Origin of the sequence: Micromonospora sp. WMMD714 (assembly GCF_029581315.1) — a bacterium.
Taxonomy (GTDB): Bacteria; Actinomycetota; Actinomycetes; order Mycobacteriales; family Micromonosporaceae; genus Micromonospora; species Micromonospora rifamycinica.
This window is the reverse complement of the sequence record NZ_CP120744.1, coordinates 1,457,974-1,481,895: the sequence shown is the minus strand read 5'-3', so window position 1 is coordinate 1,481,895 and position 23,922 is coordinate 1,457,974. Positions and strand designations below refer to the sequence as shown.

At 73.6% G+C, this 23,922-nt stretch carries 20 protein-coding genes; 4 read left to right on the top strand and 16 right to left on the bottom strand.

Annotated features, from left to right (window positions below; all coding sequences use genetic code 11):
• Positions 1-41: 41 nt before the first annotated feature.
• Together O7625_RS06665 and O7625_RS06660 are read right to left on the bottom strand one after the other, a co-directional pair.
• Positions 42-809 (bottom strand): SDR family oxidoreductase, encoded by a 768-nt coding sequence (locus O7625_RS06665; protein ID WP_282345072.1) that lies wholly within the window; start codon positions 807-809, stop codon positions 42-44.
• A gap of 10 nt (positions 810-819) precedes the next feature.
• Positions 820-1,410, bottom strand: coding sequence for a nuclear transport factor 2 family protein (locus tag O7625_RS06660; RefSeq protein ID WP_282345071.1), 591 nt, complete (start codon positions 1,408-1,410; stop codon positions 820-822).
• A gap of 172 nt (positions 1,411-1,582) precedes the next feature.
• On the opposite strand from O7625_RS06660, the gene O7625_RS06655 reads away from it, so the two are divergent.
• The 4 genes from O7625_RS06655 to O7625_RS06640 all read left to right on the top strand — a co-directional run bounded on the left by O7625_RS06655 (position 1,583) and on the right by O7625_RS06640 (position 4,978).
• On the top strand, positions 1,583-2,362 hold the full coding sequence (locus O7625_RS06655; protein ID WP_282345070.1) for a cyclase family protein: 780 nt from the start codon (positions 1,583-1,585) through the stop codon (positions 2,360-2,362).
• 98 nt (positions 2,363-2,460) lie between these two features.
• On the top strand, positions 2,461-3,384 hold the full coding sequence (locus O7625_RS06650) for an SRPBCC family protein (protein ID WP_282345069.1): 924 nt from the start codon (positions 2,461-2,463) through the stop codon (positions 3,382-3,384).
• Positions 3,377-4,054 (top strand): class I SAM-dependent methyltransferase, encoded by a 678-nt coding sequence (locus O7625_RS06645; RefSeq protein ID WP_282345068.1) that lies wholly within the window; start codon positions 3,377-3,379, stop codon positions 4,052-4,054. The genes O7625_RS06650 and O7625_RS06645 overlap by 8 nt, the downstream gene beginning before the upstream one ends.
• A 102-nt stretch (positions 4,055-4,156) precedes the next feature.
• Positions 4,157-4,978, top strand: a complete 822-nt coding sequence (locus tag O7625_RS06640; protein WP_282345067.1) for an NAD(P)H-binding protein — start codon at positions 4,157-4,159, stop codon at positions 4,976-4,978.
• Positions 4,979-5,051: 73 nt separating this feature from the next.
• On the opposite strand, the gene rfbC is transcribed toward O7625_RS06640, so the two are convergent.
• The 14 genes from rfbC to O7625_RS06570 form a co-directional block, all read right to left on the bottom strand.
• Positions 5,052-5,654: a dTDP-4-dehydrorhamnose 3,5-epimerase gene (gene rfbC / locus O7625_RS06635; RefSeq protein ID WP_282345066.1), complete on the bottom strand. Its 603-nt coding sequence runs from the start codon at positions 5,652-5,654 to the stop codon at positions 5,052-5,054.
• A 371-nt stretch (positions 5,655-6,025) separates the two neighbouring features.
• Positions 6,026-6,682, bottom strand: coding sequence for a 4Fe-4S single cluster domain-containing protein (locus O7625_RS06630; RefSeq protein ID WP_282345065.1), 657 nt, complete (start codon positions 6,680-6,682; stop codon positions 6,026-6,028).
• Positions 6,679-7,878, bottom strand: coding sequence for a hypothetical protein (locus tag O7625_RS06625; RefSeq protein WP_282345064.1), 1,200 nt, complete (start codon positions 7,876-7,878; stop codon positions 6,679-6,681). Before O7625_RS06625 ends, O7625_RS06630 begins: the two co-directional genes overlap by 4 nt.
• Positions 7,875-8,504 (bottom strand): FHA domain-containing protein, encoded by a 630-nt coding sequence (locus tag O7625_RS06620; protein WP_282345063.1) that lies wholly within the window; start codon positions 8,502-8,504, stop codon positions 7,875-7,877. The genes O7625_RS06625 and O7625_RS06620 overlap by 4 nt, the downstream gene beginning before the upstream one ends.
• On the bottom strand, positions 8,501-10,447 hold the full coding sequence (locus tag O7625_RS06615) for an AAA family ATPase (protein WP_282345062.1): 1,947 nt from the start codon (positions 10,445-10,447) through the stop codon (positions 8,501-8,503). Before O7625_RS06615 ends, O7625_RS06620 begins: the two co-directional genes overlap by 4 nt.
• On the bottom strand, positions 10,444-11,793 hold the full coding sequence (locus tag O7625_RS06610) for a hypothetical protein (RefSeq protein ID WP_282345061.1): 1,350 nt from the start codon (positions 11,791-11,793) through the stop codon (positions 10,444-10,446). Before O7625_RS06610 ends, O7625_RS06615 begins: the two co-directional genes overlap by 4 nt.
• 45 nt (positions 11,794-11,838) lie before the next feature.
• Complete coding sequence (locus O7625_RS06605; protein ID WP_282345060.1) at positions 11,839-14,142, bottom strand: serine/threonine-protein kinase; 2,304 nt, start codon at positions 14,140-14,142, stop codon at positions 11,839-11,841.
• A complete protein-coding gene (locus O7625_RS06600) occupies positions 14,139-15,335 on the bottom strand; it encodes an OmpA family protein (RefSeq protein ID WP_282345059.1) in 1,197 nt (398 codons plus the stop codon). Before O7625_RS06600 ends, O7625_RS06605 begins: the two co-directional genes overlap by 4 nt.
• Positions 15,335-16,162: a hypothetical protein gene (locus tag O7625_RS06595; RefSeq protein ID WP_282345058.1), complete on the bottom strand. Its 828-nt coding sequence runs from the start codon at positions 16,160-16,162 to the stop codon at positions 15,335-15,337. Before O7625_RS06595 ends, O7625_RS06600 begins: the two co-directional genes overlap by 1 nt.
• A 2-nt stretch (positions 16,163-16,164) precedes the next feature.
• Entirely contained in the window at positions 16,165-16,596 is a 432-nt protein-coding gene (locus O7625_RS06590) for a hypothetical protein (RefSeq protein WP_282345057.1), read from the bottom strand.
• Positions 16,580-17,368, bottom strand: a complete 789-nt coding sequence (locus O7625_RS06585) for a hypothetical protein (RefSeq protein ID WP_067304499.1) — start codon at positions 17,366-17,368, stop codon at positions 16,580-16,582. Before O7625_RS06585 ends, O7625_RS06590 begins: the two co-directional genes overlap by 17 nt.
• A 156-nt stretch (positions 17,369-17,524) precedes the next feature.
• Positions 17,525-20,626 (bottom strand): CHAT domain-containing protein, encoded by a 3,102-nt coding sequence (locus O7625_RS06580; RefSeq protein ID WP_282345056.1) that lies wholly within the window; start codon positions 20,624-20,626, stop codon positions 17,525-17,527.
• A 20-nt stretch (positions 20,627-20,646) separates the two neighbouring features.
• Positions 20,647-23,565 (bottom strand): CHAT domain-containing protein, encoded by a 2,919-nt coding sequence (locus tag O7625_RS06575; RefSeq protein WP_282345055.1) that lies wholly within the window; start codon positions 23,563-23,565, stop codon positions 20,647-20,649.
• 128 nt (positions 23,566-23,693) lie between these two features.
• A complete protein-coding gene (locus O7625_RS06570; RefSeq protein ID WP_282345054.1) occupies positions 23,694-23,888 on the bottom strand; it encodes a hypothetical protein in 195 nt (64 codons plus the stop codon).
• Positions 23,889-23,922: the final 34 nt, after the last annotated feature.

Genomic DNA, 23,922 nt, shown 5'->3' with positions numbered 1-23,922 from the left:
ACGGCTCTTGGGGGCGGCTCGACTTTCACTCGGCACCCGGGTCAGGTGAGGCTCAACCCACCGTCGACCGCGAGGACCGTGCCCGTCGCGTAGCCGGCCTCCGGGTCGGTGAGCTGCCGTACCCACCAGGCGATCTCGTCGGGCCGGCCGACCCGCCCGAGCGGGGTGGCCTTACCGATCCGGTCGAGGAACCCCTCGTACTCCTGCGGGGTGGAGCCGGAGCGGATGCCCATGCCGGTCGCGACGACCCCGGCGGCGATCCCCACCACGCGGACGCCCTGCGGGGCGAACTCGACCGCCCAGGTCCTGGTGAGGAAGTCGAGCGCCGCCTTGCTCGCGCCGTAGACGGACAGGTACGGCCAGGCGCGGCGGCCCAGCGAGCCGGCGCTGCTCAGGTTCACCACCGTCCCGCCCGCCTCGGCGAGGGCGGGGAGCGCCCGCTGGGTGAGGAAGATCGGGGCGAGCAGGTTCACCTCGATCTGCGCCGTGGCGCTCCGGCGGTCGATCTGGGCGGCCGGTCCGGGAACGGCGATCCCGGCGTTGTTGACCAGCACGTCGAGCCGACCGAACGCGCGTAGCGCGGTGTCGACGATCAGCCCGGCGGCGTCCGGGTCGGTGAGGTCGGCGGTCACCGTGTGGATCCCGGGGTGGTCGGCGGCGGTCTCGGTGAGGGTCCGCTCCGTGCGGCCCACCACCAGCACCTGGTCACCCCGCCGGGCGAGCGCCTGCGCGGTGGCCCGGCCGATGCCGGTGCCCCCACCGGTGACGATGACGCCGCGTCCGGCGGCGTGGTCCGAGGATTCGCTCACGGCGGGAAAGCTACGCATGGTCGCTCGAACCGGAGTCGACTCCGCGGTGGCCGGCACCGACGGTGTGGCCGCTGCCGGCACCGGCGCCCTGGCCGCTGCCGGCACCGGCGCCCTGGCCGCTGCCGGCACCGGCGCCCTGGCCGCTGCCGGCACGGGTGGCCAGGTCGTGGTCGTCCCGGGTGACGACGCGCTCGCGGATCTGCCAGGTGTCGTTCCGACGCACCAGGACGTCCGCGCAGACGCACATCGCGTGCAGGTGCGAGCCGCCCTCCGGACCCGTCCGCACCACCTGCACGTACGCCCGGACGAGCAGCTCGCCGTCCGGTCCGGGGCGTACCGACATCATGGTGTGGCACCGCCGGTAGCGCACCCCCTCGGCGGCCTGCGCCGCGGCTGCCCTGCGCAGGCCCGCCCGCAGGTTCTCCCGGCCCCGGACCGGCTCGGCGATCTTGGGCGGGGAGACCAGTGAGGCGTCCTCGGCGAAGGTCGACACCACCTCGTCCACCCGGCCCTCGTCCATCGCCTGGATGTGCCCGGCATAGAACTGCAGCACCTCGGCATAGGTCTGCTCGAATGTCTGCCGCGTCGTCGTCAGGGACATGACTCTCCGTTCCGGTGGTCGTGCGGGACGGTTCGGAACCGCCCGCCGGCACCGTCGCACGGTGGTTTCGAGCCCTACTTGAGGCCGGGGTACAGCGAAGCTCCAACGGTCCTGGCCCGACGCCCGGGAGCATCGGCGGGACCGGTCACCGCCGACAGCCCCGGAGGCAGCAGTGCACATCATCGATCTGTCCTCGCCCGTGGACGCCCGGGCACACGAGCCCGATCCGGTGGTCCACGAGGTGCTCAGCCCGCGCGCGGGCGCCCTGCACATGAGCGCCGAGATGCGCGAGCACTTCGGCATCGACTTCGATCCCGACGTCCTGCCGGAGGGCGAGTTCCTGTCGCTCGACCGGCTCTCCCTCACCACGCACACCGGCACCCACGTGGACGCGCCGTCGCACTACGGATCGCGGTGCGGCTACGGCACCGGGATCCCGCGGCACATCGACGAGCTTCCGCTCGACTGGTTCCACGGCCCCGGTGTCGTGCTCGACGTGACCGACGTGCCCACCGGGGTGATCGGCGCGGCCAGGCTGGAGAAGGAGTTCGCCCGGATCGGCCACACGCCCACCGCGGGCGAGATCGTGCTCCTGCACACCGGCGCCGACCAGCGGGTGGGCACCCCGGAGTACTTCACCGACTTCGCCGGACTCGACGGCCCCGCCACCCACCTGCTGCTCGACCTCGGGGTGCGGGTCATCGGCACCGACGCCTTCAGCCTGGACGCGCCGTTCGGCGACATCATCCGGCGTTTCCAGCGTACGGGTGACCGGTCCGTGCTGTGGCCGGCCCACGTCGCCGGCCGGGACCGGGAGTACTGCCAGATCGAACGGCTGGCCAACCTCGGCGCGCTGCCCGGCCCGACCGGATTCGACGTCTCCTGCTTCCCGGTGAAGATCGCCGGCGGCGGCGCGGGCTGGGCCAGGGCGGTTGCGCTCCTGCCCGGCTGAGCCCGGTCCACCCAGGTTCCACAGGTATTTGAGCAACAGCGACGACTCTCGGGCCAGCAGTGGCCGAACGTCCCGACCATCCCCGGAGGTACCGCACCGTGCCCACTCTGAATCACGACACCGTCCAGCACACCGTGCCGGTCGCCGCGCCCGCGTCGCTGGTGTTCGACCTGCTCGCCGACCTGGGTAGCTGGCCGCACTTCCACGGTCCCTCCGTACACGCCGAACCGATCGGCGTCGACGGGCACGGCCAGCGCTTCCGGCACTGGTGGGTGATCGACGACCACACCGTGCGGACCTGGGAGGCGAGCTGGCAGTTCGCGCGCGAGCAACTGCGGATCGGGTACGAGTTCGCGCCCCACCAGCCGGGTGCGGCCGGGGTACGGGGCAGTTGGACGGTGCACCCGTCGTCGGACACCACGGCCCAGATCCGCTGGGAACAGACCGTGGTGGGCGAAGGCGGCCACGGCGCGGAGCGGGAGATGCGGGAGCTGCTCGACGCCGTCCGCGGTGCGGCGGAGCACGACGAGGAGCGCCGGGACCTGGTGGTCGACTTCGAGGATCCGCTCTTCGTGGCCGGCCCAGTCGAGGCCGCGTACGAGTACCTGTACGAGGCCGACAAGTGGCCGGAGCGGATCCCGCACGTGTCGCGGCTGGTGCTGGAGGAGAAGGTCCCGAACATCCAGTTCTTCGACATGGACACCCACACCCCGGACGGTTCGCCCCACACCACCCGGTCGGTGCGGATCTGCCTGCCCAACCACCGGATCCTCTACAAGCAGATCCACCTGCCGAAGCTGCTGGACGGCCACACCGGTCACTGGAGTTTCACGCCGACCCGGGAGGGTTTCATCCTCGGCGCCCGGCACACCGCGGTGATCAAGCCGTCCGCGTTGTCGATCCTCGGTCCGGACACCACGGTGCTCGACGCCCGCAGGTACCTGCGCCGGGTGCTCAGCGCCAACAGCATGAGCAACCTGCGGTTGGCCAAGGCGTACGCCGAGGAGCGGCAGGATGGCTGACCGACCCCCGGCCGGGCCGACCCGCGAGGAGGTGGCCGCCGGCACGGCCGTCTACGACCGGGAGTGGCTGACCCAGTACGACAGCGTGGTGCTCGACCGGATCTGCCGGCGGATCTGGCGCTGCGACAGTGCCGAGATGCTCCGGCTCTACGAGCGCAACATCGGGGAGCGGCACCTCGACCTCGGGCCGGGCACCGGGTACTACCTGGACGCCTGCCGGCACCGCTCGGCCCGGCCCCGGATCGCGCTGGTCGACCTCAACCCGACGGTGCTGGCCGAGGCGGCCGAACGGTTGCGGCGGTTCCGGCCGGCCGTCTTCGAGCGGGACGTGTTGTCGCCCTTCACGCTCGACGGCGAGCAGGTCGACTCGGTGGGGATGAACTTCCTGCTGCACTGCCTGCCCGGCGGTATGCCGCACAAGGCCAGGGTGTTCGACCACGCGCGCGTCCACGTCGTGCCGGGCGGACGGATCTTCGGCAGCACCGTGCTGGGCACCGGTGTCCCGCACAGCAGTGAGGCGTCGCGGTTGCTGGAGTCGCTGAACGAGAAGCGGACCTTCGACAACCTGGACGACTCGCTCGACGGCCTGGAGGCGGAGTTGTCCCGCCGGTTCTCCGATTACGAACTGACCGTACGAGGATCTGTCGCATTGTTCGAGGTGAGCCTGTAGGCCCAGCTCAGCGGGCCTGCGAGCGGCGCCCGACGAGCCATGTGAAATTTTGCCGGGACGTTGGTACGGTCGCTCGAAACCGCTCACTACGAAGGAGCTTGGGTGAAGATCTTCGTGACCGGAGCCACCGGAACAGTCGGCCGTCACGTCGTCGACAAACTGCTCGCACAAAGGGCGGAGGTACGTGCGCTGACGCGTCGGCCGGAAACTGCCGGCCTGCCGTCCGGCGTCGAGGTCGTGGCCGGTGATCTCGAGAATCCGGAGACCCTCGCCGATCATTTCGAGGGGATCGACCGGCTGTATCTGGTGGTCGCCGGGGAAACGCAGAAGGTGGTGGAGCTGGCCAAGCGGGCCGGCGTCACGCGAATCGTGCTGCTCTCGTCGGCGAGTGCGGCGTTCGAGGGCGACCCCACCGGGGGTTTCCACCGGGCCGCGGAGGTCGTGGTGGAGAACTCCGGGATCGGCTGGACCCACGTCCGGCCCGGCATGTTCGCGGGGAACCTCTCGGACTGGGCCGAGGCGATCCGCGCCGAGGGCGTGGTGCGGGCGCCGTACGACGCCGCCCGGCAGGCGCCGGTGCACGAGGTGGACGTCGCCGAGGTGGCCGCCGCCGCGTTGCTGGCCGCCGACGAGGGGAAGATCTACACGGTGACCGGCCCCGAGTCGCTCACGAAGAGCGAGCAGGTGCGGGCGCTCGGCGAGGGCATCGGCCGGGAGATCCGGTTCGAGGAGCTGACCCCGGACCAGTGGCGGGCGCACGTCAAGGACCAGATGCCGGAGTTCGTCATCGACTGGCTGCTGGGCCTCTGGGCCAAGACGGTCGACAACCCGGAGCAGGTGCTGCCGACGGTCGACCAGGTCGTCGGTCGGCCGGCCCGGACGCTGCGCGAGTGGGCCGCGGACCACCGGGACGAGTTCAGCTGACCGGTCGCGGCTTCGGCGGGGGTGAGCGCGGGATCGTCCGCCCTCACCCCTGCGGCGTTCGGCCCCCGGGTGTTCAGGGCGACGCCGGGGTGAACCTGACCTCGTCCCGTGGCCCGGTAACGCGGGGCAGCCGGCCGGTCGCCCGCAACGCCGCCAGGGTCGGCGCGGCGGCGTCCTGCGCGGTGAGCGCCGGCTCGTCGGTCAGCCACTCGATGCCGAACTCCGGATCGAGGGGGTGTACCCGGCCGTCGTCCCCGGGCGGGTGGGCCGCGGACCTGAGGTAGGCAGTGGTCGCCGTCTCGGTCAGCGCGCAGAAGCCGTGCCCGAGTCCTTCGGCGATGTACAGCCCGGAGTTCCGCTGGTCGTCCAGGACGACGGTGTCGGCGCAGCCGAAGGTGGGCGATCCCTCCCGGAGGTCGACCACCACCTCCTGGACCGCACCATTGAGGCAGGTGACATATTTTGCCGATTCCTGGATGGTGTCGGTGAAATAAATCCCACGGACCGCTCCTCCCACGGAAACCGACAGGCTGTCCATGGTGAGTGATATTTCGTGGCCGACGTATTTCTCCAGTACCGCGATACCATGCCACTCAAGGCGCTGTGGAGGGGCACTCGACGCCCTGCCCGGTGACATAAGCCAGGCACCCTCGATGGCAAGTCTCTCCACTTTCATGAAACAACCTCCGCAGGCATCCGGCTCGCTTCGAAATCGGCCCCGCCGTTGGTCGCAGTGTACCGTTCTGCCAGCCGCCATGGCGCAGCACGGTTGCCGCATTTTCAGAAGCGGTGGCTGTTCGTCGCATAGCGGCGACCATTATTGCGGCCGGGCTGTGCGGTGTCCGGGGAGCCGGTGGTCCCGGGTGGCGACCCTGGCCACCCCGCACTCCGATCGCGTCGGCCGGGCGGCCCGGGTGCGGTGCCCGGCTTCCGGCCGCCGCCCGGGTCACCGGGAGACGACCCGGCGGTCGGCTATTCGTGGCGTCCGCGACATTCCCGCCGGTATCCCGTCGACAATGGGTCTCGACCCCTCTGGACGGCCTCCGGTTATTCCGGCCGCCAGGTCACCGCCTCCGGGTCGAGCCCCTGGTGGCGCAGTCCACGTTCGAGCCGGGACAGCGTGCCCCGACGCGGCGTACCGATGATCCGGACGCCGGCCGGGTCCGGCTCCACCTGCAGGGGCGCCCGGTCCGGTGTCAGGTCGACGAACGGGGCGTACCGCCGCCGGCCGAGGTCGGTCTGCAGCACCATGCGCTGGTTCGCCGAGCCGCGCCAGAGCAGCCGGGTCGGCTGCCCGGCCAGGAAGCGTCCGGTGACGAGGACGTCCGCGAGGGCGGCGGCCGCCCGCTGGGCGTCGTTCAACTCGGCGAGTTCGTAACCGGTGTAGAGCAGGATGTCCGGCGTGGGCCGGAGATCGGCGCGGGTACTGTCGACCGCCGTCAGGAAGTCGCGTAGCGGTCCCGGCTGTGCCAGCGGCTCCCCGCCGCTGACCGTGACGCCCCCGGCCCCCCGCGCCAGGGCGTCGGCCCACCGGTCGAGCAGGTCCGCCACCGTCAGCTCCGCGCCGGTGTCGGCGTCCCAGGTGTCGAGGGACATGCAGCCGGCGCAGGCCAGCGGGCAGCCCTGCACCCACACGCCGAACCGGGTTCCGGGGCCGAGGGCGGTCACCGGGAAGTGCGTCCGGTTGACCCGGATCGTGCTCACGCCAGCTCGCCGACGGTGGGGCGACGCCCGCGGCGCTGCTGGACGGCCTCGGTGAAGGCGGGGTCGCCGACGGTACGCGCCAGCGCCGCGAAGTAGGCCTCCTCGGCCGCCGCGTACGAGGCACGGACCGACCGTTCCTGCTCGGCCAGGTGCGCCTCGCTCTCCTGGTAGGCCGGGTGGATCCGCTGCGCCATCGCGCTCCACATGCTGTCCAGCCGGTTGCGCCGGTCACGCTGGCGGACGTACGCCTCCTGGAACGGATGCCGTCGGGAGAGCCCGAGCATGAACGCCATGACGCCGATGACCAGCATCACCGCGACGAACATGACGACCACCGTGACGGGCGTCAGGTGCAGTCGTTCCAACCGGGCCGGATCCGCCTCGAAGATCACGCCGCGGAGCAGCCCGAGCAGGACCGCCACCGTCAGCCAGGGTGCGGCCAGGGCGAGGACCGCCAGCCCGAGCCGACGTTCACCGCCGGTGGCCTGGCGGGCCCGCAGCAGCACCGCGGCCACGTGCGGACCGAGCACCAGCAGCAGCGACGTCGACACCGCGAGCGGCAGGGTCAGGTCAGGTATGCCCGACACCCCGGTCAGGAAGTAGCCGTACACCGCGAGCTGCACCGGAAGCTCGGCCGCGACCAGTCCGAGGAGGATGAGGATCCGCCAGAACGGGCCGAGGGTTCGCGTCTCCCCCTCCCAGAGGGTGTCCTCCAGCGGCACCGCCGGAAGGTCCGCCACGTCGACCCCGGCCCGGTGCTGCCGCCGCCGGACGGTGCGGGCCTCCAGCTCGGCTTCGCGGACGGCGACGTCGCGCATCCGGGCACGGGCCGCGCCCATCAGGTCGTCGGCCTCGTCCCGCCACCGCCGGACGTGCACCGCCCGGGATTCGGTGACGGCCTGCTGTTCACGGAGGGTGGCGACCGCGACCTCGCACTCCTGTCGCAGGATCCGCACGTAGCCAGGGTCGAGCGCGTCGGAGCCGGGGACGTCCGGGCCGCCGAAGGACCAGCTGTCCAGCATGCCCGTCGCGGCATCCGCCGCGCCGCGCGCCTCGGCCCGGCTGACCAGGCTGGCGGTGCTGGTGCGGGGGTCGACCAGGGGCGGCGGCAGGGGCGTGACGATGCCGGTCTCCAGGCCACGGATCGCGGCCAGGGCGGCCCGTAGCCGCTCCGCAAGGCGTCGGAGGAGGTTCATTCGGGGGTCCTGTTCCGCTGCCGGGGAAAGAGGGTGACCGTGCCCTCGGCGTCGAGCGCGAGGCGGATCCGGTCCCCGGATGCCAGGAACCGCTGCACCGCGGGGATCTCGTCACCGTTGACGAAGGTGCCGTTCGGGGTGGGCACGGGAGTGATCCAGGCACGTCCGTCCGGATCCACCCCCAGCACGGCGTGCCGGCGGGAGACGTTCGGGTACGACCGGAAGAGCCGCCGGTCCGTGCCGTCTCTGCCCAGCTCGACCTGCCCGCCCGGGGCGATCTCGACCTGCCCGTACGCGAAGACGACGAGCATCCCGGGCGGGGTGAGCGGTCGGCGACAGTCGGGGGCGAGGCACTCGGTGCTGGTCGGGCTCGCCGGTGGCGTCCCGCAGTTCCAGCACGCGGTGACCGGTGCGCCCGGCCCCGCACCGGCCCCGCCGGGCTCGTGGGCGGTGTCGCCGGGCTGGTGGGCGGTGTCGCCGGGCTGGTGGGCGGTGTCGCCCGGTCCGGGCGTGTGGGCGGTTTCGCCCGGTCCGGGCTGGTGGGGGACCAGCTCGCAGAGGTGTTCCGGGCAGAGCGGCACCTCGGGGCCGTGCAGTTCCCCGCCCACCGTGCACCGCTGGGTCATCGCAGGCCCGCCCTGGTCACGGTCGCCCGCACCGTGGGCAGGACGGTGTCGTCACCCTGGCTGACGCCGGTGACCCGGACGGCGCTGGCCGGCGGCAGGTCCTGCGCGAACAGGAAACGGGCCAGCGGGTTGATGAGGTTGCTCTCCAGGAGGTTCCCGATCCCCCGGCCGCCGTTGTCCCGGTCGGCGGTGCAGAGGTCGCTCAACTCCTCGCGGGCCTGGTCGGTGAGTTCCAGGTCGATCTGCAGCTCCTGCTCGACCCGTTCCACGACGTTCGCCAGTTGGAGATCGAAGATCTCACGGGCGATCTCCGGGCTGATGAAGTCGAAGATGACGATGTTGTCGCCGAGCCGGTTGAGCAGCTCCGGTCGGCCGATCTGAAGGGTGAAGTGGTGGCGGATCGCCGCCTTCACCTTCGCCTCGAGGTCCTGGTAGGGCGTTCCCGGGTGGACGATCTGCTTCTGCTCCCCGGTCTGCGGATCGGTCACCACGATCCCGAGGTTGGAGGTGAAGATGAGCACGCACCCGGTGAAGTGCGTGGTCACCCCCTGCCCGTCGGTGAGCCGGCCGTCCTCCAAGATTTGCAGGAACTTGTCCATGACCAGCGGATGCGCCTTCTCGATCTCGTCGAAGAGGACCACCTGGAACGGCTTGCGCCGGACCGCCCCGGTCAGCTCGCCGCCGGCCTCGAAGCCCACGTAACCCGGTGGCGCACCGACCAGCCGGTCGGCCGCCTGCTTGGTGGCGAACTCGCTCATGTCGAACCGCAGGTACGCGTCGGAGTCCCCGAACAGGATGTCGGCGACCTGCTTGGCCAGCTCGGTCTTGCCGACGCCGGTCGGTCCGGCGAAGAACAGGACCCCGCGGGGGCGGGTGCCGGTGCTGGTCGCCTGCGCGCCGGAGAGGCCCAGCGCGGCCCGCTTGAGGATGTCGAGCGTCTTGCCGATGGCCCGGTCCTGGCCCTTGATCCGCTGACCGATCATGCGCTCGCCCCGGGTGATCTGCTCCCGCACGCTGCTGCGACGCCAGGGGTCGTCGTCCACCCCGAGCTTGTAGATCCGGACGGCGTCGGCGATCCGGTCGGGTCCGATCCGACGGTCCCGCGCCAGTCTGACGACCGCCATCATCGACTGCAGGGTCATCCGGTCGGTCCGCTTGGCGAAGGTGTCGGCGAACTCCTGCGGGTCGGGCACCGCCGGCGGCGTCGCCGGCAGCGTCGGGGCCAGCAGCCGGGCGAGGTCGGTCCGCTCCTCCAACGTCGGCATGCCGACCGCGATCGAGCGGATCGGCTCGACCCCGGCGGTGAACCAGGCCGGCAGGTCCCGCTCCCCGTCCGTCAGCCAGATGACCGGATTGAACAGCGGGGTGGGTCGCGGGCCGGAAAGGGGAAACGGCTTCGCGACGAGCGCCAGCCGGTGACAGAAGAGAAAGAAGTCCCGCTCCACCGGATCGAGCTGGCCGGGCACCCGGACGATGCGCGCCGCGTAGTCGATCACGAAGGCGACCCGGGCCGTCGGGGTGCCCACGGCCCGGCTGCCCGGCGTCGCCGAACCCTCGCCGTCGAGGGGCGGCTGCTCGGGTACGCCGACGACCCGGGCCAGATGGGTACGGAGCTTCTCCAGGGGCTGCCGGTGCCCGACCGTCCGGGGCACGAGCAGGCTCTCCGCCACCGGGGAGCTCTCCTCGGGGTAGGCGGTGATGCCGTAGACCGGGTCGTAGCAGATCAGGCTCTGGAAACCACTCGGCTGCAGCGCGGACCAGAGCACCGCGAGCATCGACGCCGGGCGCGCCGTCGGTCCGGACGACCGGATCAGGAACTGGTCGCGCACGTTGCCGTGCAGGACGTACTGGGCGTGCACCGCCAACGTCCCGGCGAGTTCGTTGGCGAAGGCCGGGAAGCCCGGCAGGAACGCGGCGCGTCGTGCTGCCCCGTCGCTGGTCATCGGCCGGCCTCCCGGGTCCTGTTCTCGGCTGCGGTCGACCGGGCCGTCGAGGTGTCGAAGGCCGCCGCGTCCCGCTGGCGGTGTTCGGGCCGGTGGCCACGCTGGACGGAGACCTCGGCCGTGCCGGTCCCGGTGTCGAGCCGGTCGGCGAGCACCGTGAGGTGGTCGGCGAACTCGTCGCAGCGGGACCGGTCCCGCAACTCCGCCTCGTCACCGGCCGCGGTGAGTTCCCGCAGGACCCGACCGTGGATCGTGCCGGCCTCGTCCACCCAGACGTCCGCGGTGTGCTCGCCGTGCCAGTCGGCGCGGCTGACCCGCAGCCCGGCCGTGTGCCGTGTGTCGACCTCGGCGTCGACCGTGTAGCCCTCCTCGCGCAGCAGCCGCAGCACCAGGTCGCGGGTGAACCGTTGGCGCACCATCTCCCCGGCCCAGGTCACCAGCTCGGTGCCCTCGCGGCGTAGCTGCGGGGTCAGCTCCGCGTCGCCGTCCACCACGGCCCGCAGCCTGGCGGCCGTGCCGCGCAGCGGGGCCGGCGGACCGTTGTGGACCAGCGCGACGGCCACGTCCCGGTCCTCCAGGGTGGTCAGCCACTGCGCCGCGAGCCGGCGTCGGGCGACCCCCGCGTTGAGGTCCCGGACCGTGCCGCGCAGCGCACGCAGATAGCTGGCGCTCTCCGTCGGGTGGGCGGCGACCAGCGCGGCCCCCGCCAGCGCCGCGGCCCGCTCGTCGGCGTTCGCGTCCGGGTCGAGGCCGGCGAGCACCCCCTCGACCTGCTGACCGGCGCGGCGGGAGTCGACCGGCTCGGGACGCTCGGCGGGGGCAAGCCGCCGCGCCAGCGCCTCCCGGTAGGCCCGGACCGCGGTGATCGTGTCCGGTGTGGCGGCGGCCGGTGGCAGGGCGGCCACCAGCGCGGCCAGTTCCCGCTGCGCCACGGCCGCGTCCAGCTCGCGCTGCGCCGCCAGCAGGGCCTGTTCCGTCTCCCGCATCCGCTGTCTGATCTGGTCGATCGTGCCGCCGCTCAGGGCGACCGGGGGCGGGACGTCCAGGTCCGGGCCGCCGCCCGCCGCCCGTCGTTCCAGCAGCCGGATCCGGGCGTTGAGCCCGACGACGTCGGCGGCCACGCACTGCCAGCGGGCGGCCTTCGCCTCGGCCTCGGCCAGGGCCGCCAACTCCGCTTCGAGCTGCTCGCCGTAGTCCCCGACGGCGCGCAACGCGCCCTCGGCCGCCGCTCCGGCCGCGTTGACCAGCAGCACGGCCGTGCCGGCTGCCGTGAGCACCACGGCCGCGCCGGCGGCGGCCACGACCGCGACCGCGACCGGCAGGATGACGATGCCACCTGAACTCATCGGAACCCCCTCACGGCTGTACCTGACGGACGGCCCGGTCACCGGTCACGACCCGGCCGCCGCGATGTCGGCCCGCTCCCGGGCCACCTCGTCGAGCCAGGCCAGGTAGCGGCCGATGGTCCAGACCACCATCAGGACGGCCACCGCCACCGGCGTGACGACCGGCAGGTACGCGGTGAGCAGCCCGGCCCCGCCGAGCACCCCGCCGACCACCGTCAGCGCCGCCCACCGCCCGGTCACCCGCCGGGCCAGCCGGCCGACGGTCACCGCCGTGGAGACCAGCAGGGAGTACGCCCGGAACCGCCCGCCGATCGTCCAGGCGAGCAGCGACTCGACGGTGAGCGCGACGCCGGTCGCGGCGACGACCGCGAACCAGGCGTCGACGATCGTGGCGTCGGGGGCCACGTCGACGGCGTCGCCGATGCCGACCATCGCCGCCAGCACGACGACCAGGGCGCAGACACCGCCGACGGCCAGCGCCAGCGCCCGGGGCCGGTTCTGCCGCCGGGACCACTCCCGGATCGCCTCGGTCCGCCGCAGCCACTCCCGGCGGGCGCGGGCGGCCTCCTCCTCGGCCGCCTTCCGCTCGGCGGTGCTCTCGGCGAACGGCGCCAGCGCGTACGCCAGCCACAGGTGTCGCGGCTGGGCGACGAGCGTGGTGAACCAGGGCTCCTCGGCCTGCCGCGCGCGCTGCGTCAGGTCCCGCCGGACGGCGTGGCGTTGGTCGTCGGTCGCCACGGCGGCCAGCAGGGTCAGGGCGTGGAACCGGGGCGCCTCGTCCCGGAGCAGCCGCCGCAGTTCCGCGCGGGCCTCGGCGTCGGCGACCGCGGACAGCGACGCGGGGGAGGTCAGGTGCCGGTGCTCCCGGCGCCAGCGGTCGCGGACCTCCCGCAGGCCCTGGCCACCGCTGAGACCCGGGGCCGGCGAGCCGGCGGAGAGCACCGGCAGCAGGTCGAAGGTCCAGAGGTCAGCCACGATGTCCGCGCTGCTGCCGACGCTGTTCAGCGCCTGGCCGGCGAGGCCGTAGAGCCGGTCGACGGCGATGTTCTCGTTGCGGTAGACCGGCGGGCGGGCCGGGTCGATCGCCTGCAACCGGGTCAGCAGCCGGACGTCCCGACTCGGCCGGCGACCCCTGGTCCGCGTCTTCGGGCGGACCGGGAACTGCCGTAGCCACTCGCCGAGCCGCTGGTCGGGTGTCGGATCCGCACCGAAGAGCAGTGCGCTGGCGGTCTGCCAGGTCTCCGTCAGGGCCATGGCGAGCTCCGGCCGGTACCAGTAGTCGACGTCGAGGTAGCGGTAGGGCCGCTCGGCGGCGTGCGGTGTGCCCGGTGCGGGTGTCGTCGACGTCGCGGCGACCGACGGTGAGTCGCCGGCCAGCCAGCTCCGGATCTGGTCGGTGCCCCAGCGTCGGTCGGGGTCGGGCGTGAGGAGCCCCCGGCAGAGCAGCCGGAACCGTTCGTCGGCGACGGCGGAGACGTCGAGCACCCCGGTGGTGTACCGGACGTTCAGCGCCACGTCGTCGCTCAGCCCCGCCAGGATCTGCCCGCCGGTGGCCAGCTCGAAGAGGGTGATCCCCAGCGACCACCAGTCGTACGCGGGCGAGATGACGCCGCCGGCGATGAACTCGGGCGGCCGGTACCGGATCGTGCCGGTGTCCCGGTTGCGGGTGAGCGCCTCGACGTCGTCGACGTACCGGCTGATGCCGATGTCGACGAGCACGATCTCGACCGGGTCGAGGGTCCGTACCAGCAGGTTGGACGGTTTCAGGTCCCGGTGGACGATGCCGGCGGCGTGCAGCTCGGCCAGCGCCTCGGTGATCTGGCCCAGCAGGGTGGTCAGCAGCGCCGGGTCCAGCCCGCCCGGGTGGCGTCGGCGTAGCTCGGCCGCGGTGTGCCCGGCCAGGTACTCCATGATCTCGTAGTGGTGACCGTCGGCGGTGTCGGCCTCGAACAGCTCGACGATGTGGCGGCTGCGCCGGGACTCCCGCACGTACCCGGTGACCTGCGGGTCCGGGCCGGCACCCGCCCGGTAGAGCTTCAGCACCCGGTCGAGCCCGGTCGCCCGCTCCTGGACCACGTAGAGGTCGCCCTCGCCTCCGGTGGACAGTTCGCGCAGCACCTGGAACCGGGTGCCCAACCGGTCGGGGAGCCGCCGGCCCCAGGGCGGCACGTCCCGGCTGCCGGGCCGCACCCGCCCCGGATCCAGCTCCGTCGCCGGTTCCCGGTCGTCCGGCCGCACCCGCCCGGGGTCCAGCTGCGTCGCCGGCTCGTCGGCGGACCGGTCCCGCCCGGCCCCGCCCCGGCCGGGGTCCAGCCGGGTCTCCTCCCCGGGCGGGTGCGGTCCGGTCACGACCGAGGGCAGGTCAGCTCGACGACCACGGCCCGGTTGCGCGCTGCGGCCGCGGGGATGAGGACGCCCTCGCCGGTGACGTCCCGGGTGAAGTACCTGCCGCCCGGCCCGTCCCCCCGGATCCTGATCCGGCCGGCGTCGACCCCGAGCTTGACCAGCTCCGTCCGGATCGCCGCGGCCCGGTCCTGCGACAGCTTCACGTTACGCGCGCGTCCGCCCTCGCTGGAGGTGACGCCGACCAGCAGGATCCGCTGATCACCGGCGTTGAGCTGGTCGGCGAGCTGCCGCAGCACCTTGCGGCCCTCCTCGGGCTCGCGGAGCCGGGCGGTGTCGACGACGAAACCCACCGAGTTGCTGTCGGCCAGGATGGTCGTGCCGCAGCGCTCGGGCGGTCGCGGCGGCGCCGGCAGGGCGACCACCGACACCGGGACCGGGCGGTCCACCGCGGTCCGCCGCGAGTCGGCGGCCAGCGTGTCGACGCAGGTCGCCCCCGCGTCCCTGGCCACGGCCTCCCAGATGGCGGTGACCCGGCCGCGGAGCTTCTCGTTCAGCACCGGCTGGGGGTCGGCGGTGTTGCCGAGGCCGGCGAAGACCACCGTCCGACCGGACAGGGCCGGCATCAGCTCCTCCTTGCGCAGGAAGGCGGAGACGTCGGCCGGCTCGGCGCTGAACATCGCCACGTCGGTGAAGCTCAGCGCGCCGGCGGTGGAGAGCCCCGAGTCGAGGAAGACCACGAGGCCCCCCTCCGGGGTGATCCGTCCGGCCTCGGCCAGCGCGGCCAGCCCGTCGGCCTCGGCCACCTTCGGCTCCAGCTTCTGGACCACGCCCAGCGTCCGCTTCATGAAGTCGTCGAGTTTGCTGTCGTTACGGGCGTCGTTCTTCTGGTTGCTCTCGAACGTCGCGGTGAGCGCGATGCTCGGCTCACCGTCCAGCCGTACGATCCGGATCTCCTGACCGCCCTTGGCGGCCGACTCCACCAGCCGGCGGACGTCCTTCGGCAGGTCGGGCCGGGGGTTGTTGGCCCGTGCCCCGACGATCAGGGTGACCGCGGCCGGGCCAGCGCCCGGCACGGCCGCCGGGCAGGCGAGCGACGAGGTGACGGGGGGTTCCGGGGTGGGCTCGTCGGCGCACCCGGTGATGGTGAGCGTCAGGGCCGCGACGACCGCGACGACCGACCTCTTCTTCCTGGCCATCAGGCGGTGTCTCCTTCGGGAATCGGGTCCGGGCCGGCCGGGTGCGCCGGCCCCGCGGCGGCCCGCTGCCGGCCGCGGATGGTGTGCAGCAGGGTGCGTGCCTCGCGCTTGAGGCGTTGGGCGAGCGCCTGGTACTCGCCCTCGGTCCGGATCCGCTCCTCCTCCTGGCGTTCCCGCTCGCGGTCGATCGCGCCCTGGATCTCCCGGGCCCCGGTGAGCAGCCAGCCGCTCTCGGCCCGTCGCCGGGCGAGTGTCGTCAGTCGCGCCCGGGCCCGGCCGTACTGCTTGGCGGCCGGCTCGAAGCGGAGGAACCCGGCCAGTCCGGAGATCACCCCGGTGCCGAGGTAGAGGGCCAGGAAGAGCAGGGCGGAGAGGGTCTGGGAGTGGTCCTCGGGCGTCTCGGTCAGCGCCTCGACGTCGACGTCGAACGACGCTCCGGCGGCGGACGGCTCGGCGACGACGAGCCGGAACAGGAAGGCCATCAGGCCCAGCCCGGCCCACACCAGCAGGCACAGCCACGCGGTCAGCCGCGCGCCGGGCACGTTGCGGGCGCTCGTGGCCTGCCGGGCCTGGAGGCCGGTGTGGTGGGACAGGGCGATCGCGACCGCCACGAAGCCGACCACCGCGGCCCAGATCATCTCCTCGGTCTCGTCGAGCGCGAGGAGCAGCACCTGGTGGAAGGTGACCAGGTCGACCGCTGCCGCCGCGCCCAGGATCAGCAGGGTGACCGGGAGCACCCACCGTGGTCGGCCGGCGATCTGGCCGAGATCGCCGTACGTCACTGGACCGCTGGGTGCCGGGTTCGTCGGCCGGTTCTGCTCGTCCATCGTCACCCCTCCGTCCGTCGGCCGGGCAGCGGGTGCCGGTAGGGCGCGTCCTCGTCGACGATCTGGTCGAGGATGTTGCGCACCGCGCCCGCCATGTCCCGCTGCTGGTGCTCGTCGTCGTGGTCGAGCGTGCCGATCCGGTCGACCACCTGCGCCACGGGCACCTGGAGGCGGTCGAGTTCGGCCAGCACCGCCCGGTGCCGCCGCCACGCGGCGCTGCGCCACCCGGCGAGCAGATCGTCGACGTAGGCGTCGATCTCCGCGGTGATCTCGGCGTCGTCGCGGTCCTCGGCCATCGCCTTGACCAGCTCGCGGAGGCCCTGGCGGGCCTGCTGGAGGTCGAGCTTCGCAGCGGGACGCCGGTGCAGCTTCCCGAGGGCGGCCTGGACCCGCCTCAGGTCGTACGGTAGGCGTCGGCTACGCCGTAGCTTCACGGTCTTCCCCTTCCTGGCCGTCCCCGGTGTCGGCGGTGGTGATCTGGGTCAGCCGGGACAGCTCCGTCGCGACGTCGCCGGCGCTGCGGCCCACCCACGCCGGCAGCTCCTGTCGGATCCGGGGCAGCAGCACGGCGAACTGGCGGCCCTCCGGGTGGGTCAGGCTGACCGCCTCCCAGAAGGTCGCCGCCCGCAGGGCGTAGTGCTCGCGCAGCCGTGCGACCCGGGCCTGCGCGATGCGGAACTCGCGTTCGATCTCCTGCCGCGCGTCGCCGATGGCGGCCTGCAGGGAGTCGATGACGGCGATCCGTCGCTCGTACTCGGCCGCGGCCACCGCGATCCGGTGTGCCCGCATCGCGGTGCGGCGACTGAGCAGCGCCGCACCGTCCAGGGTCAGTTCCGTCGGGTTGCGGGGTCGCAACTCGTCCTCGGTCAACGGCGCCTTCGCGGCGGCGAGGGCGACCGCGCCCCGCTTCAGGCTCAGTTCGGCGGCCACCAGGTCGTGCCGCAGCCGGACGACCCGCTGCCCGGTCACCGCGACCCGCTTCTCGAAGTCGAGCAGCTCGTCGTGCATCCGGACCAGGCACTGCCGGTTCAGCTTCTCGTGGTGGGGGGCGGTGATCGGGGCGCCCCCGTCGAGGTGCGCGATCAGGTTGCTGTAGCCGGGAGCCCGGCGGCGTCCACTCTGTCGCCCCCGGTGTCGGTCGACGAACCGTTCCCAGCGCGGGTAGGGGAGCGGGGCGGCCAGCTCGGCCTGCTGCGCGGTGCTCATCCGCCCACCCCGGCCCCGGTGGTCCGCCGGGGACGGGCGGACGCCGTGCGGCGGGCGGGGAGCGGCAGCCACCGGAGCGGGAAGGTTCGGTCGACCATGCCGATATCTGACGGACGGATGACCGCAGGGCCCGGGGGCCGGTGGGGCCGGCGCCGGTCACCTGCCCCGATGGCAGAGGGCCGCCCAGTACGCCGGGTCGGCCAGCTCGGTGCCGGCCAGCGCCGCGGCCGTCCCGGGCGGCAGGTACGGGGGCGTGCCCCGGTCCGGGGCCCGCATCCACCGGTGCACCTCGTGCACCGCCATCGCCGGTGGCAGCCCCTCGTCGGTGAGCTTGCCGTGCAGGACGCAGAGCATCAGCGTCGCGACTGGCCCGGGCACCGGCCAGAGCCAACCGATCACGCCGGTCAGGCCGGCGTCCAGCAGCGTGTCGGCGAACCGCACCCAGCGGTCATGGTGGGCGCCGGCGTCGGTCGGCAGGATCGCCAGACCGCCGGACCGCTGCCCCGGGGCGGCAGCGGCCTGGGCGGCGATCCGTGCGACGTCGAGCACGGCCCGCCCGGCCGGGTCGCCGGAACCGTCGGCGTCCCCGGGGTCGGCCAGCTCCAGTCCGGGCGTTCCGGTGGTGCGCAACGTGCATCCGAGGTGCAGCAGAGCTGCGCCGGGACCGGCCGGTCCGGGCAGGTGGGCGAGCACGTCGGCGGGCGTTGCGGCACCGTGGACCAGTTCGGCGGTACGACCGAGGCCGATCGACCGGGGATGGTAGAGCCGGCGCAGGGTCATCACTTCGACCGTCGCGAGGTCCCGGTCGCCTCTCGGATTGGCGACGAACACCACGTCCCCGGTCACCGGCAACGACACCCGCCGGGCCAGCTCCACCACCTGACGTCCCGACCTGACGTACGAGAAGACCAGGTCGCCCGCGGGGTGACCAGCCACACCGGAGCGGATCGCGCACAGCGGCAGCCGGCCCGGTGCCCCGTCGGCGGCGACCAGTACCCGGCGTGGCGCGGATCCGGTGGTGGGCAGGGCACGTAGTGGCTCGACGAGCGCGGCCCAGGCCGGGTCCGTCGCACCGGCCGGTGGTACGCCCGCCGGGAGACCGGGTGTGACCGGGTCGGACAGGCCCAGCCGCCCGGTGCTCGCGTCCACCAGCAGCATGCTGACCCGGTGCGGATGCGCCGGTGCCGGGTACAGCTGGATCAGGGCGGCGGCACCGATCGTGCGCAGCGCGGCGGCCACCTCGCCGGTCGTCGGCGACCGCCGCGGGTCGACCGCCGGGGCGACCGGACCGAGCAGCACGGTCGCCAGGTCGTACCGGAGCGGATCGTCCCGGTCGAGTGCCCCGAGGGCCGCCGCCAGCCGACCCAGCAGCCGTGATCCGGGTGTGCGGGCGTACCGCGCGGGGGCCTCGGCGACCGCCTCGACCACCAGCGTGCCGGCGGCCTGCAGGGCGGTCAGGTCCCGGGCGGCCAGGGCCTCGGCGACGGCGACGACGCCGGCGGCGGCCCTCAGCCGGAAGCGCCACGGGTAGCTGCCCGGCACCGCCGTGACCAGCGCCGTGAGCGTGGACGTGCCCTGGGACGAACCGGCGGCCAGTGCGCCGGCCGCCCGGCACAGGCCGCCCACCGCGCGGATCGTCGCGAGGTCGGCCTCGGCCGGTGCCGCGATCCGGGCGCCGGCTCCGGCGGGTGTCCCGGGGTCGGGGGCGTTCCCGCAGTGGGCGGCGAGGACAGCAGTGCTCCAGTCGGCGAAGCTGCGGGCGGCGGGTGTGGTCAGTCCGCGCAGCGGCTGGCGGTCGTCGAGGAACGCGCCCAGCCCGGTGCAGAGCCCGGGCGCGGCGGGATGCTCCGGCGGAAGCGTCCCGGCCGCCCGCAGCAGACCCTCCAGTCCGACACCGAGGTCGCCACCGCCGTCGTCACCCCGGGCGGTGTCGGTCAGGTCCGCGTCGCCCGGGTGACCGGTACCGTCCGTCTCCGGTGCGGTGTCCTCGTCCCCGCGGGCGCGGAGGAAGAGCGCGACGGCGAGTACGAACCGGTCGATCCCGGTGGCGGCCGGGTCGGTGACCGTCGCCTCGTGCACGACGCTGGTGGCCAGCGCGACGCAGTCGTCGACCGCGTCGATCGGCAACGGTGGAACGTCCGGACGCAGCAGGCCCGCCGCCGACCGGTACGCCTCGGGTCGCTCCATCGCCCGAGCCGCTCCGGCCGGTGCCGCCTCCGCCGGCCCTGCGTTTTCCGCCGGCCCTGCGTTTTCCGCCGGCCCTGTGCTTTCCGCCGGCATGGAGGGGACGTCCTGCGCCGCGGCGACCAACTCCGCCAGCTGGTCGGCGAGGGCGACCCGCAGCGGTGTGACGTCGACCGGGACGGCGGCCGGCGTCGGCTGCGGTGGGCCGGGCGACGTGGCCGGCTCCGTTCCGTAGACCACCGTGGTCGGCTGGTCCAGCGGCGACCCGGCGAACGTGGCCCTTAGCAGCGAGCCGAGGACCTGCGGTGGGACGAGGGGCTCGTCGGGTGGGTCGGATGCGCCGGGGGATCCGGCCCGCGTGTCCGCCGCCCCCGACCGGGCCTCGAACGCCTGGGCCGCGGCCAACAACTGCTGCGTCATGCGCTGGTCGAGCCCGGTGGTGGCGACGTCCATCATGGCGATCTGGCTCCGTATCGGCTCGGCCGTCCCGATCAGCATCCGGGCCATGAGGGAAAGATCGGCGGTGACCATCGGGGTCTCGGCGACCTGCCGCGCGTACCCGATGGCCAGGTCGACCTCCGCCCGGTATTCCGCCGCCCCGCCCTGCAACATCGCGGCGAGACTGACGGATGCGAGACCGCGTGACACCGCGACCAGGTGAAGTTGGCTGAGCATCAGGCGTGCGACCGTCACGGTCACCGGGGCGAGGCCGGTGACGTCGAGCGAGTCGGTCAGGAGTTCGACGGCACGCTTGCGGTCCGGTTCGTTCCCGCTCGCCGTCACCATGTGTCGAAAGGCCAGCAGCAGGCCCAGGCGTTGGGTGATCGGCCCCCGGAACGCATCGAGAAGCCGGGGGTCAGCGTGGACCTCCTCCATGATCGCTATCGCCTCGTCGAAGTCACCGCGATCGGCCGAGGTCTCCAGACCGGATCGCCAGGCCCGGTCCAGCAACGCGTGGCTCAGCTCGATACGGCCACGGATCCGGTCCTGGCCGGTGAGGCCGGCGAGCGCTGCCCGCAGCGTGGCGACCCTGTCCTGCTTCGGCATCGCTTCGGTGGCCCCTCTGCTCGTCACTGTCGTCATGGTCGGTCCGGTCACTGGCCCCAGTGCACGAACCCGGCCCAGGCGACGATCTCGGCCGGGTCGGTCTGTGCCAGGTGCCGGCGCAGCTGCGGGGGCATCCCCTCGGGCGGCTGCCGCTGCGGATCGAGCATCCACAGTTGCGCCCGGCGCAGCGCGTCCCGGGCGGGCCTGCGCCCGGTGGCCAGGAAGTGGTGGAACATGAACATCAGCACCGAGGTGGCCTGATCCGGGATGCTCCACTGGGTGGACAGCACCGAGCGCGCCCCACCGGCGAGGAATGCGGTGCCGAGGCTGTACGCCTCGTCGTAGCCACGGCTCGAGACACCGGTCCGGCAGGCGGCGAGCACCACCAGACCGAGCACGCGCTGCGGCACCTCGGCCAGGACGGCGATCAGCTCCTCCGTGGTCAACCGCTCCCGACCGGCGAGCAGCAGGTACGACGACGTCTCGTCGCCCGCGACCTGGACGACGCCGTGACAGGCCAGGTGCAACATGGCGCCCGCGCCGGGCCGGGTGCTGGTGAGCCAGTCGCGGATCTGCGCCGCGGTGCCGGCCCCGGACCGGCTGGGCTGTCCGTCCGGCCGCCGGCCGAGATACCGGCCGCCCCGGTAGAACGCCTGGTGCACGGCGTACGCCTCGACCCGGGCCGCGGTCAGCTCGGCGCCGACGCGGCCGGTGTCGGGATCGCCGACCACCAGACCGACCGGTGCGAGCGGCACCCGCGTCCGGACGGCCGACGCGCAGAGAAACCGGGCGGAGGCGGCCTGGGAGAACTCGGCGAGCTGCACGGCGTACGTCCCGTCGGGCCGTCGGGCCGCCTGCCACGGCACGCGGGCCAGGCTGCCCATCGGGACGAGCACCACCCGGGGTGGTCGCCCGGACCCGGCGGCCGGACGGTGGGCGAAGTACTGCTCCAGTAGCGGACCGATCGCTGCCTGCCAGGCCCAACCGCACAGGGTGTCGAGCGTGTCGGCGAACCGGGACTCCACCTGCTGGAGCTCCACCTCCCGGGGGAGCCCCTCCCCGGCCGGGTCGGACACGCCGCGCGCCTCGGCGGATTCGGCGGGCAGCGGACCGACCGGAAAGCGCGCCGCGTCGCGGTTCGACAGGGCGTACAGGTAGCTGTCGAGGTCCGACCGGTCATCCAGGGTGAGGCCGGGCAGCTCCATCGAGGCCGGTGGACCCTGCGCCGGGGCGATCACCGCGTAACCGGTGTCGCGGGACGTCGCCGGCACCAGGTAGACCAGCGCGTCGGCGTCCAGCGCGGCCAGGGCGGCCCGGATCTCGGGCAGGGTGGGCGGGTCGAGCGGCCCGGCGGCGCCGACCGCCTCCGGGTCCGCTGGTGTGGACAACGCCGCCAGCGCTTCGCGGCGCAGCTCGACCGGCACGGCCTCCGGCTCTCCCGAGGCGGTCGCCAGCAGCCACCGTTCGGCGAGGTCGGCACGGCCCCGGGCGTCGAGGCGGGTGGGGACGTCGTGCAACTCGGTCGCGGCGAACAGGACGAGTGCCCGACCGGCGTCGAGCGCCTGGATGGCCTCGGCCGGACGGCCCGCCGCCAACAGTCGTCGCGCGACCCTGGTGGCGTCGGAGGTGGCGCCACGGGCGGCAGCCGTGGCCGCCGCCGGGTCCGACTGGAGCAGGACCTTCCAGGCGTGGCGACGCAGGCCGTCCAGCCCGGCCTGGTGGGCGCCGGAGTGTGCGCCGAGCAGCGCGCGGGCGGACGAGAGGCGCTCGTTGATCTGTGCCCAGAGCATGTTCTCCGGGCCGACGGCCAGCTCACGGGCCTCGACGAGGAGCTGTTCGGCCTCCACCAGGCTGTCGTGTCGACCGGCCACCGTCCACTGCAGGGCCAGGGTCTCGGCGAGCGCCAGCAGGCTCAGCAGGTAGTCGGGGCGGCCGGACCAGCTGACCGCGGTCGAGATCGGCGCGGCTGCCGTGGCTGCGGCCAGTGCCTGCCGTTGGTATCCGACGGCCTCGTCGATCCGGCTCGGGTCGCGATCCCGGGAACCACGTCGCGCTACGGCCACGCCCAGGTCGCGATAGGAGGTGGCCCGTCTGGCCGGGCCGGCGTCGGGGTGTTCGGCGCGAGCGAGCAGGGCGGCGATCTGCTGGTCGGTGGGCGCGCTGCCCGACCCCTGTCCGGTGAGACCCTCCAGCGCCCGCAGCCGGGCCGTCGTCGCTCCGGCGGCCGCGGCGAACTCCGGGAAGTTCTCTCCACGGCGGTGGGGCGGGACCGCGTCGACCGCGGCCTGGAGCACTTCGACGACCTCGGCGACCGGGAGGTCCGACCGCCGTTCCGCGAGCAGGAGGTCGGGCCACCTGCTCATCACCTCGATCATCGGGGTGAGTTCCGCGCTCACCTCAGGATCGTCGATCCGCGCGCGGAGCCGTTCGAGGTCGGGACCGATGCGGCGCAGGGCCGCCTCGTCGTCGTGCATGGCGTCGTGGACAGACGTCGCCATGGTGTGCACGAGCTGCAGGTGGTGCCCCACCGCCTCGCTGGCCCTCGCCGGGAGGAGTGCCTCCAGCTCACCCAGCTCGGTGAGCAAGGCACGCAGATCAGCGGGCTGGGGACTGTCGCCCGTCGCGAGCGCCGCGATGCGGCCCATCGGGGCCAACGCGCGGGCCAGCATCCTGATGTCGGCCCACTCCGGCCACGGCGGCGGGTCGCGGTCGGCGATCCCCAGCAGGGCGTCGACGTGCTGCACGTGCCGGGGTTCGGCGTATGGGCCGAGTCGGAGCAGCACCACCACCAGGGCACCGGCCAGCGGGCTGGGTCGCAGGTCGTCGGGAAGGCCGAACAGGTCCGCGAGCGCCGTGTCGAGATCCGTCGCGTCCCCCACGCCGTCGACCAGTCGACCGACGGTGGCACCACAGCGGGTCAGTGCCGCGACGACCACCGGATCGCCGGAGTCAGCTTCGACGGTCATCCCACCCGGTCCCCTCGCCAGGGCTGCGCCTCGCAGCCACCTCTGTCCGGATACTGACGGACCGGTGCGGCCGGTGGCGGGCGAGCGGGGGCGCGTGGTGGTGGGACCGTCCCGGTTGCCGGCGGTCCCTAGTCGGGGTCGGTGGGTTCCCCGAGTGCGGTCAGCATCGCGTCGATCCGGCGCAGCCGCTCCTCCAGCGCGGCCGTCGCCGCGACCGGTTCCTCCCCCGGGCGGGCGGCTGGCGGGACCGCCGCGCGCAGCTCGGACACGAGGTAGTCGCGCAGCTCGTCGGGGGTCTGGGCCGAGGCCGGATCGTCACCCATCGTCGCGTTCCCGTCCGCCGCTCGGTGTGGTGTG

Bases quoted from the DNA above. Each gene is read 5' to 3' on its own strand.
- O7625_RS06660 (WP_282345071.1), bottom strand. From the start codon at position 1,410: ATGTCCCTGACGACGACGCGGCAGACATTCGAGCAGACCTATGCCGAG.
- O7625_RS06645 (WP_282345068.1), top strand. From the start codon at position 3,377: ATGGCTGACCGACCCCCGGCCGGGCCGACCCGCGAGGAGGTGGCCGCC.
- rfbC (WP_282345066.1), bottom strand. From the start codon at position 5,654: ATGAAAGTGGAGAGACTTGCCATCGAGGGTGCCTGGCTTATGTCACCG.
- O7625_RS06625 (WP_282345064.1), bottom strand. From the start codon at position 7,878: ATGAACCTCCTCCGACGCCTTGCGGAGCGGCTACGGGCCGCCCTGGCC.
- O7625_RS06620 (WP_282345063.1), bottom strand. From the start codon at position 8,504: ATGACCCAGCGGTGCACGGTGGGCGGGGAACTGCACGGCCCCGAGGTG.
- O7625_RS06615 (WP_282345062.1), bottom strand. From the start codon at position 10,447: ATGACCAGCGACGGGGCAGCACGACGCGCCGCGTTCCTGCCGGGCTTC.
- O7625_RS06610 (WP_282345061.1), bottom strand. From the start codon at position 11,793: ATGAGTTCAGGTGGCATCGTCATCCTGCCGGTCGCGGTCGCGGTCGTG.
- O7625_RS06600 (WP_282345059.1), bottom strand. From the start codon at position 15,335: ATGGCCAGGAAGAAGAGGTCGGTCGTCGCGGTCGTCGCGGCCCTGACG.
- O7625_RS06595 (WP_282345058.1), bottom strand. From the start codon at position 16,162: ATGGACGAGCAGAACCGGCCGACGAACCCGGCACCCAGCGGTCCAGTG.
- O7625_RS06585 (WP_067304499.1), bottom strand. From the start codon at position 17,368: ATGAGCACCGCGCAGCAGGCCGAGCTGGCCGCCCCGCTCCCCTACCCG.
- O7625_RS06575 (WP_282345055.1), bottom strand. From the start codon at position 23,565: ATGACCGTCGAAGCTGACTCCGGCGATCCGGTGGTCGTCGCGGCACTG.
- O7625_RS06570 (WP_282345054.1), bottom strand. From the start codon at position 23,888: ATGGGTGACGATCCGGCCTCGGCCCAGACCCCCGACGAGCTGCGCGAC.